The organism is Escherichia sp. WS2035, from assembly GCF_046487065.1.
Classification (GTDB): Bacteria; Pseudomonadota; Gammaproteobacteria; order Enterobacterales; family Enterobacteriaceae; genus Escherichia; species Escherichia coli.
Genome location: NZ_JBJQKD010000027.1, coordinates 13,692 through 28,555 on the forward strand (window position 1 = coordinate 13,692; position 14,864 = coordinate 28,555).

Sequence of the window (14,864 nt, forward strand, 5' to 3'; positions counted from 1 at the left end):
ATACCTAATTAATTAACGCCGCGATTTCTGGCGGGATTTGTTGCGGATTAATGATTTTAATTTGTTTGTGGCGGCCAAGTTCGCCTTTTTCAATCACCACCTGGCTTTTGGCAACCCGGAATTGCTTACCGAGAAACTTCACCAGATGGCTGTTGGCCTGGCCGTCAACCGGCGGCGCGGTAATGGCGACTTTTACCTCGTCGCCATGTAAACCGACAATAGAATCACGGCTGGCTTTCGGCTGAATATAGAGCCGTAAAACCAGACCGTCATCATGAACTGTTACGGCACTCATAACGCCATCCACAGCCCCGGCAGCAGCATATTTCCGGTCGCCTGCAAGACTTCTGCGACACCCATATTGATGACATACAGCAGCAGAACGAGGATCATCGGCGAGAAATCAATCCCACCCATTGCCGGTAGCAAGCGGCGAATCGGGCGCAGCAGCGGATCGGCCAGCTGAATCAGCACGTATTCAATCGGGCTACGACCCTGGCTTACCCAGCTCATAATCGCCATCACCAGCAGGACCCAGAAAATCAGCAGGCCGATGGTTTTCAGCAGAATCAATAAACCGGCAATCCAAATGATTGGCAGGAAGGTCACCACTTTAAACAGCACGATGGCTTTAATGAAACTGAGAATATAGGCAACCAGCAGCGAGGCGCTATCAATGGGGCCCATTGCCGGAATAACGCGGCGCAGTGGCCCGATAATCGGCTGCGTTACCTTCACTACAAACTGTGAGAAGGGGTTGTAAAAATCACAATGAGCCCACTGCATCCAGATGCGTAATAACAGCACCATGGTATACAGCTCAATGACCGTTGAAAGCAGGAAAGTCAACGTATTCATGGCGTTCCTTTAATTCCTTATTTTTTAGAGTAATCACGCGCACCAAAAATTGCAGTGCCGATACGAACCATTGTGCTACCTGCCGCAATGGCGGCTTCCATATCGTCCGACATTCCCAGAGAGAGCGTGTCGATATGCGGGTAGCGCGTTTTCAGTCCGGCAAATGCTACAGCCATTTGGCGTGCAACTTCAAACTGCCTTACATATTCTGACTCAGGCGCAGGGATTGCCATCAGCCCGCGCAGACGTAAACGCGGTAGTTCAGCGACCGCAGCTGCCAGCTCGTCCAGTTCAGCCAGTTGAATCCCGGACTTACTGTTTTCATCACTAATGTTAATTTGAATCAGTACGTTAAGAGGGGGAAGTTCTGCCGGGCGCTGGTCGTTCAGGCGGGTAGCGATGCGCAAACGGTCGATGGTATGACACCAGTCGAAATGCTCTGCCACCAGGCGGCTTTTATTAGACTGCAACGGGCCAATAAAATGCCATTCTAATCCTGTTACGCCCAGTTCCTGAAAGTAGCGAATTTTATCTACCCCTTCCTGAACGTAGTTTTCACCAAATTGACGCTGCCCGGCATCAATGGCTTCTGCGATGGCGCTCGCAGGTTTTGTTTTACTGACTGCAAGCAGCGTAATTTCTTCTGGAGAACGGCCGCAACGCGTTGCAGCCGCTGAGATTTTGTCCCGGACCTGTGCCAGGTTATGCGCAATATCGTTCATTTTCCGAGGATCTTAGTATGAATATGGAAGAAATTGTGGCCCTTAGTGTAAAGCATAACGTCTCGGATCTACACCTGTGCAGCGCCTGGCCCGCACGATGGCGTATTCGCGGGAGAATGGAAGCTGCGCCGTTTGAGGCGCCGGACGTCGAAGAGCTACTGCGGGAGTGGCTGGATGACGATCAGCGGGCAATATTGCTGGAGAATGGTCAGCTGGATTTTGCTGTGTCGCTGGCGGAAAACCAGCGATTGCGCGGCAGTGCGTTCGCACAACGGCAAGGTATTTCTCTGGCGTTACGGCTGTTACCTTCGCACTGCCCGCAGCTCGAACAGCTTGGCGCACCACCGGTATTGCCGGAATTACTCAAGAGCGAGAATGGCCTGATTCTGGTGACGGGGGCGACGGGGAGTGGCAAATCTACCACGCTGGCGGCGATGGTTGGCTATCTCAATCAACATGCCGATGCGCATATTCTGACGCTGGAAGATCCTGTGGAATATCTCTATACCAGTCAGCGATGTTTGATCCAACAGCGGGAGATTGGTTTGCACTGTATGACTTTCGCATCGGGATTGCGGGCTGCATTGCGGGAAGATCCTGATGTGATTTTGCTCGGAGAGCTGCGTGATAGCGAGACAATCCGTCTGGCGCTGACGGCGGCAGAAACCGGGCATCTGGTGCTGGCAACATTACATACGCGTGGTGCGGCGCAGGCAGTTGAGCGACTGGTGGATTCATTTCCTGCGCAGGAAAAAGATCCCGTGCGTAATCAACTGGCAGGTAGTTTACGGGCAGTGTTGTCACAAAAACTGGAAGTGGATAAACAGGAAGGACGCGTGGCGCTGTTTGAATTACTGATTAACACACCCGCGGTGGGGAATTTGATTCGAGAAGGGAAAACCCACCAGTTGCCGCATGTTATTCAAACCGGGCAGCAGGTGGGGATGATAACGTTTCAGCAGAGTTATCAGCAGCGGGTGGGGGAAGGGCGTTTGTGACGTTGCTGTGTCTGATACGAATTGTAAATATGCCCGATGCGCAAGCTTATCGGGCCTACAAGGGAAGCGTAACTTTGAATTCGCACTCACTGTAGGTTGGATAAGGCGTTTACGCCGCATCCAACATGAAACAACGAGCACATTGTCAGAAATCTGTGCGCTAGTAAATCGCCTTAATATCCCTGCTCGAAATAGCTTTCGAGAATAATAACCGCAGAGGCAGAGTCGACTTTGCCTTTGTTGAGCGCCCGATAGCCGCCCTGTTCAAACAGACCGGAACGTGCCTCCACGGTGCTAAGACGCTCGTCATGGAGCTTTACTTCAACACCGAAACGACCATGAATACGGTTGGCAAATTTACGCGCTCTGGCGGTTAACGGCTGTTCGGTACCGTCCATATTCAGCGGCAAACCGACGATAATTTCGTCCGGCTGCCACTCTTTCAGTAAACGCTCGATAATGTTCCAGTCCGGCGTACCGTCCTGCGCTTTAATTGCAGGCAAAGGGCGAGCGGTGCCGGTAATGCGTTGGCCGACCGCTACGCCAATGCTTTTGGTGCCGAAGTCGAAGGCGAGTAAGGTTCCACTCATCAGGCGTGTCCTGCCACACCAGGCATGGTGAGAATATCCACACCAATCAGTTTTGCCGCCTCGCGCCAGCGGTCGGCAATCGGCGTTTTGAACAGAATATTCAGATCTGCCGGGGCCGTTAGCCACGCGTTATCGAGAATTTCTTGTTCCAGTTGACCTTTCTCCCAGGAGGCATAACCCAGAGCCACCAATACGTCAGACGGTTGTTTATCGGTGCCGAGCGTTTCCAGCACATCGCGGGAAGTGGTCATCACTGTGTTGTCTGAAATCCGAATGCTGGAAGCAAAATTGGAGGGCGGAGTATGCAAAATAAACCCGCGATCTTCAGCCAGCGGACCGCCGAGCATAACCGGTTTATCCAGACGGATTGATTCATCACGCGGCTCCGGCGTGATCTTCAGCTTTTCCAGAATCCCTTCAATTTTGAGATTTTCCAGCGGCTTGTTGACGATGATCCCCATTGCACCATTGGTATTATGTTCGCAAATGTAGACCACGGAACGACGGAAAATCGGATCCTGGAGAGCAGGCATGGCAATAAGAAAGTGATGCTGTAAATTCATTGTCAGAGGTTCTGTTTCCTGGTTCAAAAAAGCAACAGCGCCCAGTATGCGTGGAAAGAAGGGCGCTGTCACTCAGAGTCTCAACGAGATCCTTCTCGCTAAGGTGGGTTACTGCTGCTGTAAACGTGCTTCGATGGCATCCATTAACATTCCGGTGATCGACACCGGAAACTCTGCTTCAATCTCACGAATACAGGTTGGGCTGGTGACGTTAATTTCAGTCAGACGGTCGCCGATGATATCCAGACCAACAAAAATCAGCCCTTTTTCTTTCAGCGTCGGCCCAATCTGACGGGCGATTTTCCAGTCACTTTCCGTCAGCGGACGAGGTTCACCGCGACCACCGGCAGCCAGATTGCCACGGGTTTCGCCCCCCTGCGGAATACGCGCCAGGCAATACGGCACCGGCTCGCCATCCACTACCAGCACGCGTTTGTCGCCATCTTTAATGGCTGGCAGGTAATTTTGCGCCATGCAGTAGCGAGTGCCATGCTCAGTCAGGGTTTCGGCAATCACGCCGAGGTTTGGATCACCTTCTTTCACGCGGAAAATCGACGCGCCGCCCATACCGTCCAGCGGCTTAAGAATGATGTCGCTGTGTTTTTCCCAGAACGCTTTCAACTGCGCTTTATTGCGCGTGACCAGTGTTTCTGGCGTTAAGTCAGAGAACCAGGCAGTGAACAGTTTTTCGTTACAGTCGCGCAGGCTCTGCGGCTTGTTAACGATCAGCGTCCCTTTCTCTTCGGCACGTTCCAGAATATAGGTCGCGTAGATAAACTCGGTATCAAACGGCGGGTCTTTACGCATCAGGATCACATCGAGATCGGCCAGCGGCAGATCCTGCTCACCCGTGAACTCGTACCATTTATCGTAGTTCTGTTCGACGCTCAAAGTACGGGTACGAGCGCGAGCCTCACCATTGATCAAATAGAGATCGGCCATCTCCATATAGTGAAGTTCGTAACCACGACGCTGTGCTTCCAGCAACATAGCGAAACTGGAATCTTTCTTGATGTTGATGTTTGCGATGGGGTCCATCACGATGCCGAGCTTGATCATTATTCTTCTCCGTTAGCCCAAATCGCCAAAACGCACTTGTAGCGCGGTAATGGCGGTGAGCGCAGTTGTCTCAGTACGCAAAACGCGAGGTCCCAACAGGATATCAGTAAATTGATAGCGGGCAGTCATGGCAATTTCATCTGCCGATAAACCGCCTTCCGGGCCAATCAGCAGGCGGACGCGTTCGACCGGTAACGGCAACGTATTGATGCTGTTACTGGCGCGCGGGTGAAGATTCAGTTTCAGTCCTTCATCCTGCTCTGCACACCAGGCTTCCAGATCCATCACTGGACGGATTTCCGGCACCCGGTTACGGCCACACTGCTCACAGGCAGCAATTGCAATCTTCTGCCACTGCTGGAGCTTCTTGTTCAGACGTTCACTATCCAGTTTAACGCCGCAGCGCTCAGAAAAAAGTGGCGTAATGAGGCTTACACCGAGTTCGATCGATTTCTGGATAGTAAATTCCATTTTTTCACCACGCGACATCACCTGACCGAGGTGAATATGCAGCGGAGATTCGCGATCGTCGATCTGGCCTTCCAGCACCTTCACTTCCACGCTTTTTTTGCTGGCGCTGGTAATTTCGGCGTCAAAGACCTGGTTGCTGCCGTCAAACAATTGCAGCACCTGTCCCGGCCCCATACGCAGTACGCGCCCGATATGGTTGGCGGCATCTTCGCAAAGCGCGATGTGAGAATGGCTGGTCAGTGGTTCAGGATGATAAATGCGGGGGATACGCATAGTTAAAAATCCGCGTCGTCTCCCCACGCGGTTGTACGCGTGGGGTAGGGGTTAACAAAAAGAATCCCGCTAGTGTAGGTTAGCTCTTTCGCGCCTGGCAAGCGCGTTGCACATACGGGTTATGATTGCCCTGCACCTTCGCGATGCGTTCATCACGCTCGCACTCCCAGTCGGTAACTGGATACATCTTGTCCCATGCGTTGAACAGCTGCGTTTGCTGACGAGAGAGTGTCAGGTTGTATTGGTCACGCATATAGAAGTAGGTGCGCGCAATGGCACCGCGTGCACGCGCTGGTGGTTCGGCAACTTTTTCTTTGAAATCGACCTTCATGGCGCATTGACCGTACTGGCCTTCACCGCCATTCCACTGGCTGTACATAAAGTTGCCGCGATCGCCATTCACCTCACCGACTGACGGCTGCAGGTTATGCATATCGCTTTCCATCTTGCGATAGACCGGATCTTTGGCGCAATTTTTACGTCCACCGTCCTGCCAGCACTGGCGCTGGTGACCGAATTGCCAGGCAGGAACGACGTGTTCCCACTCTACGCGGCTGGCACGGTTTTCATTTTTTCGCACCTGATAGCCGCACGATTGCAGATCAACAACGCCTTTTTTGCCCTGCCAGTTAATTTTACATCCGCAATAAAACGTACCGGGCGCGTCAGCGTGGACTTTTACCGCCGCGGCTTTCGCTTGAGAAAAACTATTGATACCTTCGGCCAATGCCGGGCCGGAAAATGCTGCGCTCAGTACCACCGCAGCAATAGACAAATAACGGTACATCACTTACTCCGTGTTAAAACGAGCCAGCAACGTAGCGAAAGTTGTTTTGGTATGCAATCAGCCAGATCAGGAAAGTTCCTGATAGTTCAGGTGGTTATTTCGCAACCAGCTGTTCGCCGCAGTGAACACAGCGATAGACGGCTTCGCCACGAACTACGCGATTATGACGGCGTACGGTAAGCTGATGCTCCTGGCACTTGCAGCGGTAGGGGAAGGTGTTGCGGCGCACGGATTGCAGTTCGAACTGATGCGTACGGCGGGCGGGAACGCCCAGCACGCTTTCCATCATCCACTTCCACTCTTTGCCATGTGGCGCTACGCGGCCGAAATGTTTCCATACCAGCAAATGTGCCAGTTCGTGCGGCACCACTTCTTCAATAAAGGCTTCACTGTTTTCCAACAGCAAAACGGGATTGAGGCGAATTTCATAGCTTTCCAGCCAGGCTGTTCCGGCAGAGGTTCCGCGCTGGGTGTAAGAGAGTTTTGGCTCCGGGTAGTTACGCCCTAGCTTCAGGTTGGCCTGGGCGAGTTTTTCCCGCAGGCGACGCATAACGGCCTGTTGGATGGCGATAGGGAGACGGGATGTTTTCATAGCGGCAGAGGATAGAGCGAAGAAAAGATGACTGCAAGAGGTGGCTTCCTCCACGACGGGAGGAAGCCTGAGGAGATTAATCGTGAGCGCCGATTTCGCGCAGTTTACGACCTTTCATCAGATTACGTTCAATATGTTCCAGCGAAACATGTTTGGTTTCCGGTACCAGCCACAATGTCAGCAGGATAAACAGTACGTTCAGAGCAGCATACACCCAGAAGGTGTTGGCGTTACCCAGCGTGTTGAGCATGGTCAGGAACGTTGCGCCAACGATCATGTTGGCAATCCAGTTGGTGGCAGTGGAGCAGGTGATGCCAAAATCGCGGCCTTTCAGCGGCTGAATTTCGGAGCACAGTACCCAAATCAGCGGACCAGCACTCATGGCAAAACCGACAATAAACATCAGCAGCATGGCGATGGCGAAATACTGCGCCGACGGAGAGTGGATACCGATATGCATCATTGTACCGAGTACGCCCATACCAGCAGCCATCACCAGGAAGCCCAGCGTTAGCGTTGGTTTACGTCCCCAGCGGTCAACAAGGCCGATTGCGATAAAGGTGGCAAGTACGTTGGTCAGGCCGACAATCACTGTCCCCCACATTTGCTCGGTGGTGTTGGTATAACCCGCCAGTTCGAAGATTTTCGGCGCGTAATACATGATGACGTTCATCCCGGTGAATTGCTGCATTACCTGCAATAGTACGCCAAGGAACACCGCGCGGCGGAAGTTGCTGTTCTCTTTAAATAGCGCCCAGCCACTCTGTTTAACCTGCAAACTTTCACGGATTTCATCCAGTTCGCGTTTCGCTTCCGCGCTGGTGTCACGCAGGCGTAGCAGCACGCGTTCGGCATCAACAAAACGGCGTTTGGCGGCAAACCAACGTGGGCTGTCTGGCAGGAAGAAGACACCAATCAGCAGCAAAATTGCCGGGATGATAATCACACCCAGCATCCAGCGCCATGCACCGGTGTAGCTGAAGGCGGTATCAGAAAGATAAGCGCCGAGGATCCCGATAGTGATCATCAACTGATACATCGAGATCATACTGCCGCGAATTTTTTCCGGCGCAATTTCAGAGAGGTACAGCGGTGCGGTATAAGAGGCCACACCCACCGCCAGCCCCAGCAGAACGCGGGAAAGAATCAGTACTTCAACGTTTGGCGCAGCCGCAGAGAACAGTGAACCGGCAACAAACAGGATTGCGCCGATCATCAGGCTCTTTTTGCGCCCGAGTTTAAAGGAGAGCCAGCCGCTGCCCACCGCACCGACTGCCGCACCGAACATCATGGAGCTTACGACCCATTCTTGCGTGTGCGAAGTAATCTGGAATTCATCTGCAATAAACGGCAGTGCGCCAGCAATTACACCGATATCCAGGCCAAAGAGTAATCCCGCCAGAGCGGCAAGGAAGCAGACGAAAAACGTCATTGCCTTGTTTGACCGCCCCTGTTTTTTAGCGTCAGGCATGATGCCCTCCAATATGGTTATTTTTTATTGTGAATTAAGATAGGTGAGTACGACGTAAAAAGATGTGAAGCAAATCACATCAGTGTAATCGCTTACACTAACATTTATCTTAGTTATGATTTAAGTGCATGAAAATAATTGAGTTATATCATCATAGATTAAAGACTGTTATCTGCAATTAAGACTTTACTGAAAAGAAATGTAACAACTGTGAAAGCTGAATAATAATATGAAAATATTACAAATATTTGGCTGGCGTGGTTGGTGTAATCGGTTTCAGTAGTGATGATAATTTGCGGTAAAACGTGTTGAGGAAGAATGATGTTATTGTGCGGGCGGTTTTTTTGCCGGATGCGGCGTGAATGCCTGTCCACCGCGGTGAGGTAAAAGAAAAAGGCCAGCGCGAGGCTGGCCTTTGAAAGCAGGTGAAGAAAGATTACTTCAGACCGGCAGCATCACGCAGCAGCTGCGCTTTGTCGGTTTTTTCCCACGGGAAATGTTCACGACCAAAGTGACCGTATGCTGCGGTTTCTTTGTAGATCGGGTGCAGCAGATCCAGTATCTGAATCAGACCGTATGGGCGCAGGTCGAAGAATTCACGTACCAGCAGAGTCAGTTGTTCAGAAGGCACTTTCTCAGTACCGAAAGTTTCTACCATGATGGAAGTCGGTTCAGCCACGCCGATTGCGTAGGAAACCTGAATTTCACAACGATCGGCCAGGCCAGCAGCAACAATGTTTTTCGCGACATAACGTGCTGCGTAGGCTGCGGAACGGTCCACTTTTGATGGATCTTTACCGGAGAACGCACCGCCACCATGACGCGCCATGCCGCCGTAGGTATCAACGATGATTTTACGACCAGTCAGACCGCAGTCACCCATCGGGCCACCGATAACGAAACGACCGGTCGGGTTAATGAAGAATTTGGTGGCAGAAGTCAGCCATTCAGCGGGCAGAATCGGCTTGATGATCTCTTCCATTACCGCTTCTTGCAGCGATTTCTGGTCGATCTCTTCAGAGTGCTGAGTGGAAAGCACGACAGCATCAATGCCAACGATTTTGCCGTCGTCATACTGGAAAGTCACCTGGCTTTTCGCGTCCGGGCGCAGCCACGGCAGAGTGCCGTTTTTACGCACTTCAGCCTGACGCTGTACCAGACGGTGTGCATAAGTGATAGGTGCTGGCATCAGCACGTCGGTTTCATTAGTTGCGTAGCCAAACATCAGGCCCTGGTCGCCTGCGCCCTGTTCCAGCGGATCGGCACGGTCAACGCCCTGGTTGATGTCAGGAGACTGTTTACCGATGGCGCTCAGAACCGCACAGGAGTTAGCGTCAAAGCCCATGTCGGAATGTACATAGCCAATTTCGCGAACGGTGTTACGGGTGATCTCTTCGATGTCTACCCAGGCGCTGGTGGTGATTTCGCCGCCAACTAAAACCATGCCGGTTTTTACGTAGGTTTCGCAAGCAACGCGTGCTTTCGGATCCTGTTCGAGGATCGCGTCTAAAACGGCATCAGAGATTTGGTCAGCAATTTTGTCAGGATGCCCTTCAGAGACGGACTCGGACGTAAAAAGGTGTTTTGCCATATTTAATATCACCTAAAGAGAATTTGGTTAGCTCAAACTGTTGTGTGGATTTTCTGTGGTAGCGGATCCTACCACGACTCTGCAGGTTAAAAACACTGGCAGTCTGAGTGTTAATCGGTATGGATGGATTAACATCTGGATGGCTATTTTAGGTCAGTTCTTCACCCAATTTCCACTTTTTTTTGAATCGTGTCTCATTCTGTTAAAAACGTGGCTGGAAATTTTTCCTGACAATGCTGGCATTCTGCGTATTTATCTTTTGCAATTTTCTGCCATTGTGGGGTATAAAACGCGGCGCGCGGCTTAAATAAAAAGCACACGACGTTTCTTTCGTGTTGCCACTTCCAGCCGGGTTGAAAACAGAGTTTTGGCTTGTGGGTTCGTCTTAACAGGCGGCCGTGGAGGTGATACGAAATAATGAACCGTTGTCTGCTGCTTAACCTGTCTCACCGTTCTGGTGAAGATTCGTTCCCCGCACTCTGCATCTCTGCTTTGCATACCTGCCGATGTTATACCCATCTCGGCGCTTCTCAGGATTCAAGAGCTGGTTACAGCTACTGAGGACTGAACAAGGGCGCTCTTGTAAAAACAAGAGTTTTCTCGTGGTTTCGCCGAACTGTCACACTTACGTTCGGTTATGTGCTTAATAATGTTATGAAAAAGAAACCGGTTGCGCAGTTGGAGCGTCAGCATTCACTGCTGGAAAATCCATGTGCTTATGGGTTGTTATCGCAGTTCCAGGCTGCGATAGTCGTTAACTGTTTTACACTTAATAAAATAATTTGAGGTTCGCTATGTCTGACGACATGTCTATGGGTTTGCCTTCGTCAGCGGGCGAACACGGTGTACTACGCTCCATGCAGGAGGTTGCAATGAGCTCCCAGGAAGCCAGCAAGATGCTGCGTACTTACAATATTGCCTGGTGGGGCAATAACTACTATGACGTTAACGAGCTGGGCCACATCAGCGTGTGCCCGGACCCGGACGTCCCGGAAGCTCGCGTCGATCTCGCGCAGTTAGTGAAAACTCGCGAAGCACAGGGTCAGCGTCTGCCTGCACTGTTCTGTTTCCCACAGATCCTGCAGCACCGTTTGCGTTCCATTAACGCCGCGTTCAAACGAGCGCGGGAATCCTACGGCTATAACGGCGATTACTTCCTCGTTTATCCGATCAAAGTTAACCAGCACCGCCGCGTGATTGAGTCCCTGATTCATTCAGGCGAACCGCTGGGCCTGGAAGCCGGTTCCAAAGCTGAGTTGATGGCGGTGCTGGCACATGCTGGCATGACCCGTAGCGTCATCGTCTGCAACGGTTATAAGGACCGCGAATATATCCGCCTGGCATTAATTGGCGAGAAGATGGGCCACAAGGTCTATCTGGTCATTGAGAAGATGTCAGAAATTGCCATTGTGCTGGATGAAGCAGAACGTCTGAATGTCGTTCCTCGTCTGGGCGTGCGTGCACGTCTGGCGTCGCAAGGCTCGGGTAAATGGCAGTCCTCCGGCGGGGAAAAATCGAAGTTTGGCCTGGCGGCGACTCAGGTACTGCAACTGGTTGAAACGCTGCGTGAAGCCGGGCGTCTCGACAGCCTGCAACTGCTGCACTTCCACCTCGGTTCGCAGATGGCGAATATTCGCGATATCGCGACAGGCGTTCGTGAATCCGCGCGTTTCTATGTGGAACTGCACAAGCTGGGCGTCAATATTCAGTGCTTCGACGTCGGCGGCGGTCTGGGCGTGGACTATGAAGGCACCCGTTCGCAGTCTGACTGCTCCGTAAACTACGGCCTCAATGAATACGCCAACAACATCATCTGGGCGATTGGTGATGCGTGTGAAGAAAATGGTCTGCCACATCCGACGGTAATCACCGAATCGGGTCGTGCGGTGACTGCGCATCACACCGTGCTGGTGTCGAATATCATCGGCGTGGAACGTAACGAATACACGGTGCCGACCGCGCCTGCAGAAGACGCACCGCGCGCCCTGCAAAGCATGTGGGAAACCTGGCAGGAAATGCACGAACCGGGAACTCGCCGTTCTCTGCGTGAATGGTTACACGACAGCCAGATGGATCTGCACGATATTCATATCGGCTACTCTTCCGGCACCTTTAGCCTGCAAGAACGCGCATGGGCTGAGCAGCTTTATTTGAGCATGTGCCATGAAGTGCAAAAGCAGCTGGATCCGCAAAACCGTGCTCATCGTCCGATTATCGACGAGCTGCAGGAACGTATGGCGGACAAAATGTACGTCAACTTCTCGCTGTTCCAGTCGATGCCGGATGCGTGGGGGATCGACCAGTTGTTCCCGGTTCTGCCGCTGGAAGGGCTGGATCAAGTGCCGGAACGCCGCGCTGTGCTGTTGGATATTACCTGTGACTCAGACGGTGCTATCGACCACTATATTGATGGTGACGGTATTGCCACGACAATGCCTATGCCGGAGTACGATCCGGAGAATCCGCCGATGCTCGGTTTCTTTATGGTCGGCGCATATCAGGAGATCCTTGGCAACATGCACAACCTGTTCGGTGATACCGAAGCGGTTGACGTGTTCGTCTTCCCTGATGGTAGCGTAGAGGTAGAACTGTCTGACGAAGGCGATACCGTGGCGGACATGCTGCAATATGTGCAGCTCGATCCGAAAACGCTGTTAACTCAGTTCCGCGATCAGGTGAAGAAAACCGATCTTGATGCTGAACTGCAACAACAGTTCCTTGAAGAGTTCGAGGCAGGTTTGTACGGTTATACCTATCTTGAAGATGAATAATTAAGATTATTCCGCTGGCGGGGCGATTTATTTACGTAAATCGGCCCGCTTTCTTTTTATATATTCTTAAAAATAATTTAGCTGCTTTTCTTATTAAATAATCTCCCTACAATCGCTGCATTAATTAAATGCAGAGGGAACGGTTATGAAAAAATGGAAATTACGTAGCGCGTTGATAGCATTAGCCGTGCTGCTGGCCGGTTGTTCCAGTAATGCGCAGTATAATAGCAGTGCATCGGGTAATGTCGGCACCGCCTGGGGTGGGGATGTGCACTCAACGGTTCAGGGCGTATCTGCTGAACGAGCCTGGCGCGATCCGGCAGAGATGATCGTTATTAGTTATTCGACTAATGTTCCTTCCGGCTACGACCGCGTTTATAGTATTCGTATTAACGAACTGGAATATGCTATTCGCGATGGTAATTTTAATTCTCTACCTATTACGCGGGTTTATGATTCATCCAATAATGAACCACGCTATATTGTCCATGCCAGAATCGGAATGAATTATCAATTATATATCCGTAATTACAGTCGTAACACCAACTACGAGATCGTTGCTACGGTTGATGGCCTGGATGTGCTGAACGGCAAGCAAGGTTCGCTGAATAACAACGGTTATATTGTGAATGCCGGAGATTCGTTAGCGATTAAAGGATTCCGCAAAGATAAACATACCGAAGCGGCTTTTCAGTTCGCCAACGTTGCTGATTCCTACGCAGCCAATTCGGCGCAAGGCGATGTGCATAATACCGGTGTAATCGGCTTTGCCGCCTTTGAATTACAAGGCCCGGCGCAAAACGCGCTGCCGCCGTGCTCTGGACAAGCGTTTCCGGCAGATAACAATGGCTATGCGCCACCACCGTGTCGGAAATAGCAACCTCGCTTGATGCCTCGCCCATTTAAGGCGATAATTAGCACAAACTTGTGTTTCGCAAATCCAACCCTTCCTCGTCGGGCCTAACGACGCGGAAGGGTTTTTTTATATCGACTTTGTAAAAGGAGTCCATCCATGAGCACCTTAGGTCATCAATACGATAACTCACTGGTTTCCAACGCCTTTGGTTTTTTACGCCTGCCGATGAACTTCCAGCCGTATGACAGCGATGCTGACTGGGTGATTACTGGCGTGCCGTTCGATATGGCCACTTCTGGTCGTGCGGGTGGTCGTCACGGTCCGGCAGCGATCCGTCAGGTTTCGACGAATCTGGCCTGGGAACACAACCGCTTCCCGTGGAATTTCGACATGCGTGAGCGCCTGAACGTCGTGGACTGCGGTGATCTGGTATATGCCTTCGGCGATGCCCGTGAGATGAGCGAGAAGCTGCAGGCGCACGCCGAGAAGCTGCTGGCTGCCGGTAAGCGTATGCTCTCCTTCGGTGGTGACCACTTTGTTACGCTGCCGCTGCTGCGCGCTCATGCGAAGCATTTCGGCAAAATGGCGTTGGTACACTTTGACGCCCACACCGATACCTATGCGAACGGTTGTGAATTTGACCACGGCACCATGTTCTATACCGCGCCGAAAGAAGGTCTGATCGACCCGAATCATTCCGTGCAGATTGGTATTCGTACCGAGTTTGATAAAGACAACGGCTTTACCGTGCTGGACGCCTGCCAGGTGAACGATCGCAGCGTGGATGACATTATCGCCCAGGTGAAACAGATTGTGGGTGATATGCCGGTTTACCTGACCTTTGATATCGACTGCCTGGATCCTGCTTTTGCACCAGGCACCGGTACGCCGGTAATTGGCGGCCTGACCTCCGATCGCGCCATTAAACTGGTACGCGGCCTGAAAGATCTCAACATCGTTGGGATGGACGTAGTGGAAGTGGCTCCGGCATACGATCAGTCGGAAATCACCGCTCTGGCTGCGGCGACGCTGGCGCTGGAGATGCTGTATATTCAGGCGGCGAAAAAGGGCGAGTAAGCGCCAGATAAGAGGCGCACGGGTGATGTGTCATTAATGTCGGATGCGGCGTGAACGCCTTATCCGACCTACACTCGGCACCCGTAGGCCGGATAAGATGCGTCAGCATCGCATCCGGCAACGCGCACAGGATAACAAATGTGCCATTAATGTCGGATGCGGCGTGAGCGCCTTATCCGACCTAC

General features: G+C 51.9%; 18 protein-coding genes. 7 read left to right on the plus strand and 11 right to left on the minus strand.

What is annotated here, in order from left to right; translation table 11 throughout:
• Positions 1-4: 4 nt before the first annotated feature.
• Genes yggU through yggS form a run of 3 tightly spaced genes read right to left on the minus strand, consistent with a single transcriptional unit; the run spans position 5 to position 1,580 of the window.
• On the minus strand, positions 5-295 hold the full coding sequence (gene yggU, locus ACJHX4_RS25720) for a DUF167 family protein YggU (RefSeq protein ID WP_001277214.1): 291 nt from the start codon (positions 293-295) through the stop codon (positions 5-7).
• Complete coding sequence (yggT, locus tag ACJHX4_RS25725; protein ID WP_001094831.1) at positions 292-858, minus strand: osmotic shock tolerance protein YggT; 567 nt, start codon at positions 856-858, stop codon at positions 292-294. Before yggT ends, yggU begins: the two co-directional genes overlap by 4 nt.
• Positions 859-875: 17 nt before the next feature.
• A complete protein-coding gene (yggS, locus tag ACJHX4_RS25730; protein ID WP_000997805.1) occupies positions 876-1,580 on the minus strand; it encodes a pyridoxal phosphate homeostasis protein in 705 nt (234 codons plus the stop codon).
• A gap of 17 nt (positions 1,581-1,597) precedes the next feature.
• Here yggS and ACJHX4_RS25735 point away from each other — a divergent pair, with 17 nt between their 5' ends.
• A complete protein-coding gene (locus ACJHX4_RS25735) occupies positions 1,598-2,578 on the plus strand; it encodes a PilT/PilU family type 4a pilus ATPase (protein WP_001525611.1) in 981 nt (326 codons plus the stop codon).
• Positions 2,579-2,751: 173 nt separating this feature from the next.
• Here ACJHX4_RS25735 and ruvX read toward each other — a convergent pair whose 3' ends face one another.
• The 8 genes from ruvX to metK form a co-directional block, all read right to left on the minus strand.
• Entirely contained in the window at positions 2,752-3,168 is a 417-nt protein-coding gene (gene ruvX / locus ACJHX4_RS25740) for a Holliday junction resolvase RuvX (RefSeq protein WP_000017106.1), read from the minus strand.
• Positions 3,168-3,731, minus strand: a complete 564-nt coding sequence (locus ACJHX4_RS25745) for a YqgE/AlgH family protein (RefSeq protein WP_001053178.1) — start codon at positions 3,729-3,731, stop codon at positions 3,168-3,170. The genes ruvX and ACJHX4_RS25745 overlap by 1 nt, the downstream gene beginning before the upstream one ends.
• Positions 3,732-3,839: 108 nt before the next feature.
• A complete protein-coding gene (gene gshB, locus ACJHX4_RS25750) occupies positions 3,840-4,790 on the minus strand; it encodes a glutathione synthase (protein WP_000593260.1) in 951 nt (316 codons plus the stop codon).
• A gap of 12 nt (positions 4,791-4,802) precedes the next feature.
• Positions 4,803-5,534, minus strand: a complete 732-nt coding sequence (rsmE, locus tag ACJHX4_RS25755) for a 16S rRNA (uracil(1498)-N(3))-methyltransferase (RefSeq protein ID WP_001531929.1) — start codon at positions 5,532-5,534, stop codon at positions 4,803-4,805.
• A gap of 79 nt (positions 5,535-5,613) precedes the next feature.
• On the minus strand, positions 5,614-6,321 hold the full coding sequence (gene endA, locus ACJHX4_RS25760) for a deoxyribonuclease I (protein WP_001305312.1): 708 nt from the start codon (positions 6,319-6,321) through the stop codon (positions 5,614-5,616).
• Positions 6,322-6,415: 94 nt separating this feature from the next.
• On the minus strand, positions 6,416-6,913 hold the full coding sequence (locus ACJHX4_RS25765; RefSeq protein ID WP_000858396.1) for a SprT family zinc-dependent metalloprotease: 498 nt from the start codon (positions 6,911-6,913) through the stop codon (positions 6,416-6,418).
• 76 nt (positions 6,914-6,989) lie between these two features.
• A complete protein-coding gene (gene galP / locus ACJHX4_RS25770; RefSeq protein WP_001112301.1) occupies positions 6,990-8,384 on the minus strand; it encodes a galactose/proton symporter in 1,395 nt (464 codons plus the stop codon).
• A gap of 436 nt (positions 8,385-8,820) precedes the next feature.
• The gene (gene metK / locus ACJHX4_RS25775) at positions 8,821-9,975 is read right to left on the minus strand and encodes a methionine adenosyltransferase (RefSeq protein ID WP_247773412.1); all 1,155 of its coding nucleotides are present in this window, start codon (positions 9,973-9,975) and stop codon (positions 8,821-8,823) included.
• 55 nt (positions 9,976-10,030) lie between these two features.
• On the opposite strand from metK, the gene yqgD reads away from it, so the two are divergent.
• The 6 genes from yqgD (at position 10,031) to speB (ending at position 14,679) form a co-directional block, all read left to right on the plus strand.
• The gene (gene yqgD, locus ACJHX4_RS25780; protein WP_001305310.1) at positions 10,031-10,282 is read left to right on the plus strand and encodes a protein YqgD; all 252 of its coding nucleotides are present in this window, start codon (positions 10,031-10,033) and stop codon (positions 10,280-10,282) included.
• Between the two features lie 110 nt (positions 10,283-10,392).
• On the plus strand, positions 10,393-10,536 hold the full coding sequence (gene yqgG, locus ACJHX4_RS25785; RefSeq protein ID WP_001297404.1) for a protein YqgG: 144 nt from the start codon (positions 10,393-10,395) through the stop codon (positions 10,534-10,536).
• Between the two features lie 93 nt (positions 10,537-10,629).
• Positions 10,630-10,761 carry an acid stress response protein YqgB gene (gene yqgB, locus ACJHX4_RS25790; RefSeq protein WP_001297406.1) on the plus strand — a complete coding sequence of 44 codons (132 nt, stop codon included), beginning with the start codon at positions 10,630-10,632 and terminating at the stop codon, positions 10,759-10,761.
• A gap of 8 nt (positions 10,762-10,769) precedes the next feature.
• The gene (gene speA / locus ACJHX4_RS25795) at positions 10,770-12,746 is read left to right on the plus strand and encodes a biosynthetic arginine decarboxylase (protein ID WP_001295380.1); all 1,977 of its coding nucleotides are present in this window, start codon (positions 10,770-10,772) and stop codon (positions 12,744-12,746) included.
• A 145-nt stretch (positions 12,747-12,891) separates the two neighbouring features.
• Positions 12,892-13,623 (plus strand): hypothetical protein, encoded by a 732-nt coding sequence (locus ACJHX4_RS25800; RefSeq protein ID WP_000758881.1) that lies wholly within the window; start codon positions 12,892-12,894, stop codon positions 13,621-13,623.
• 135 nt (positions 13,624-13,758) lie between these two features.
• Complete coding sequence (gene speB, locus ACJHX4_RS25805) at positions 13,759-14,679, plus strand: agmatinase (protein ID WP_000105562.1); 921 nt, start codon at positions 13,759-13,761, stop codon at positions 14,677-14,679.
• Positions 14,680-14,864: the final 185 nt, after the last annotated feature.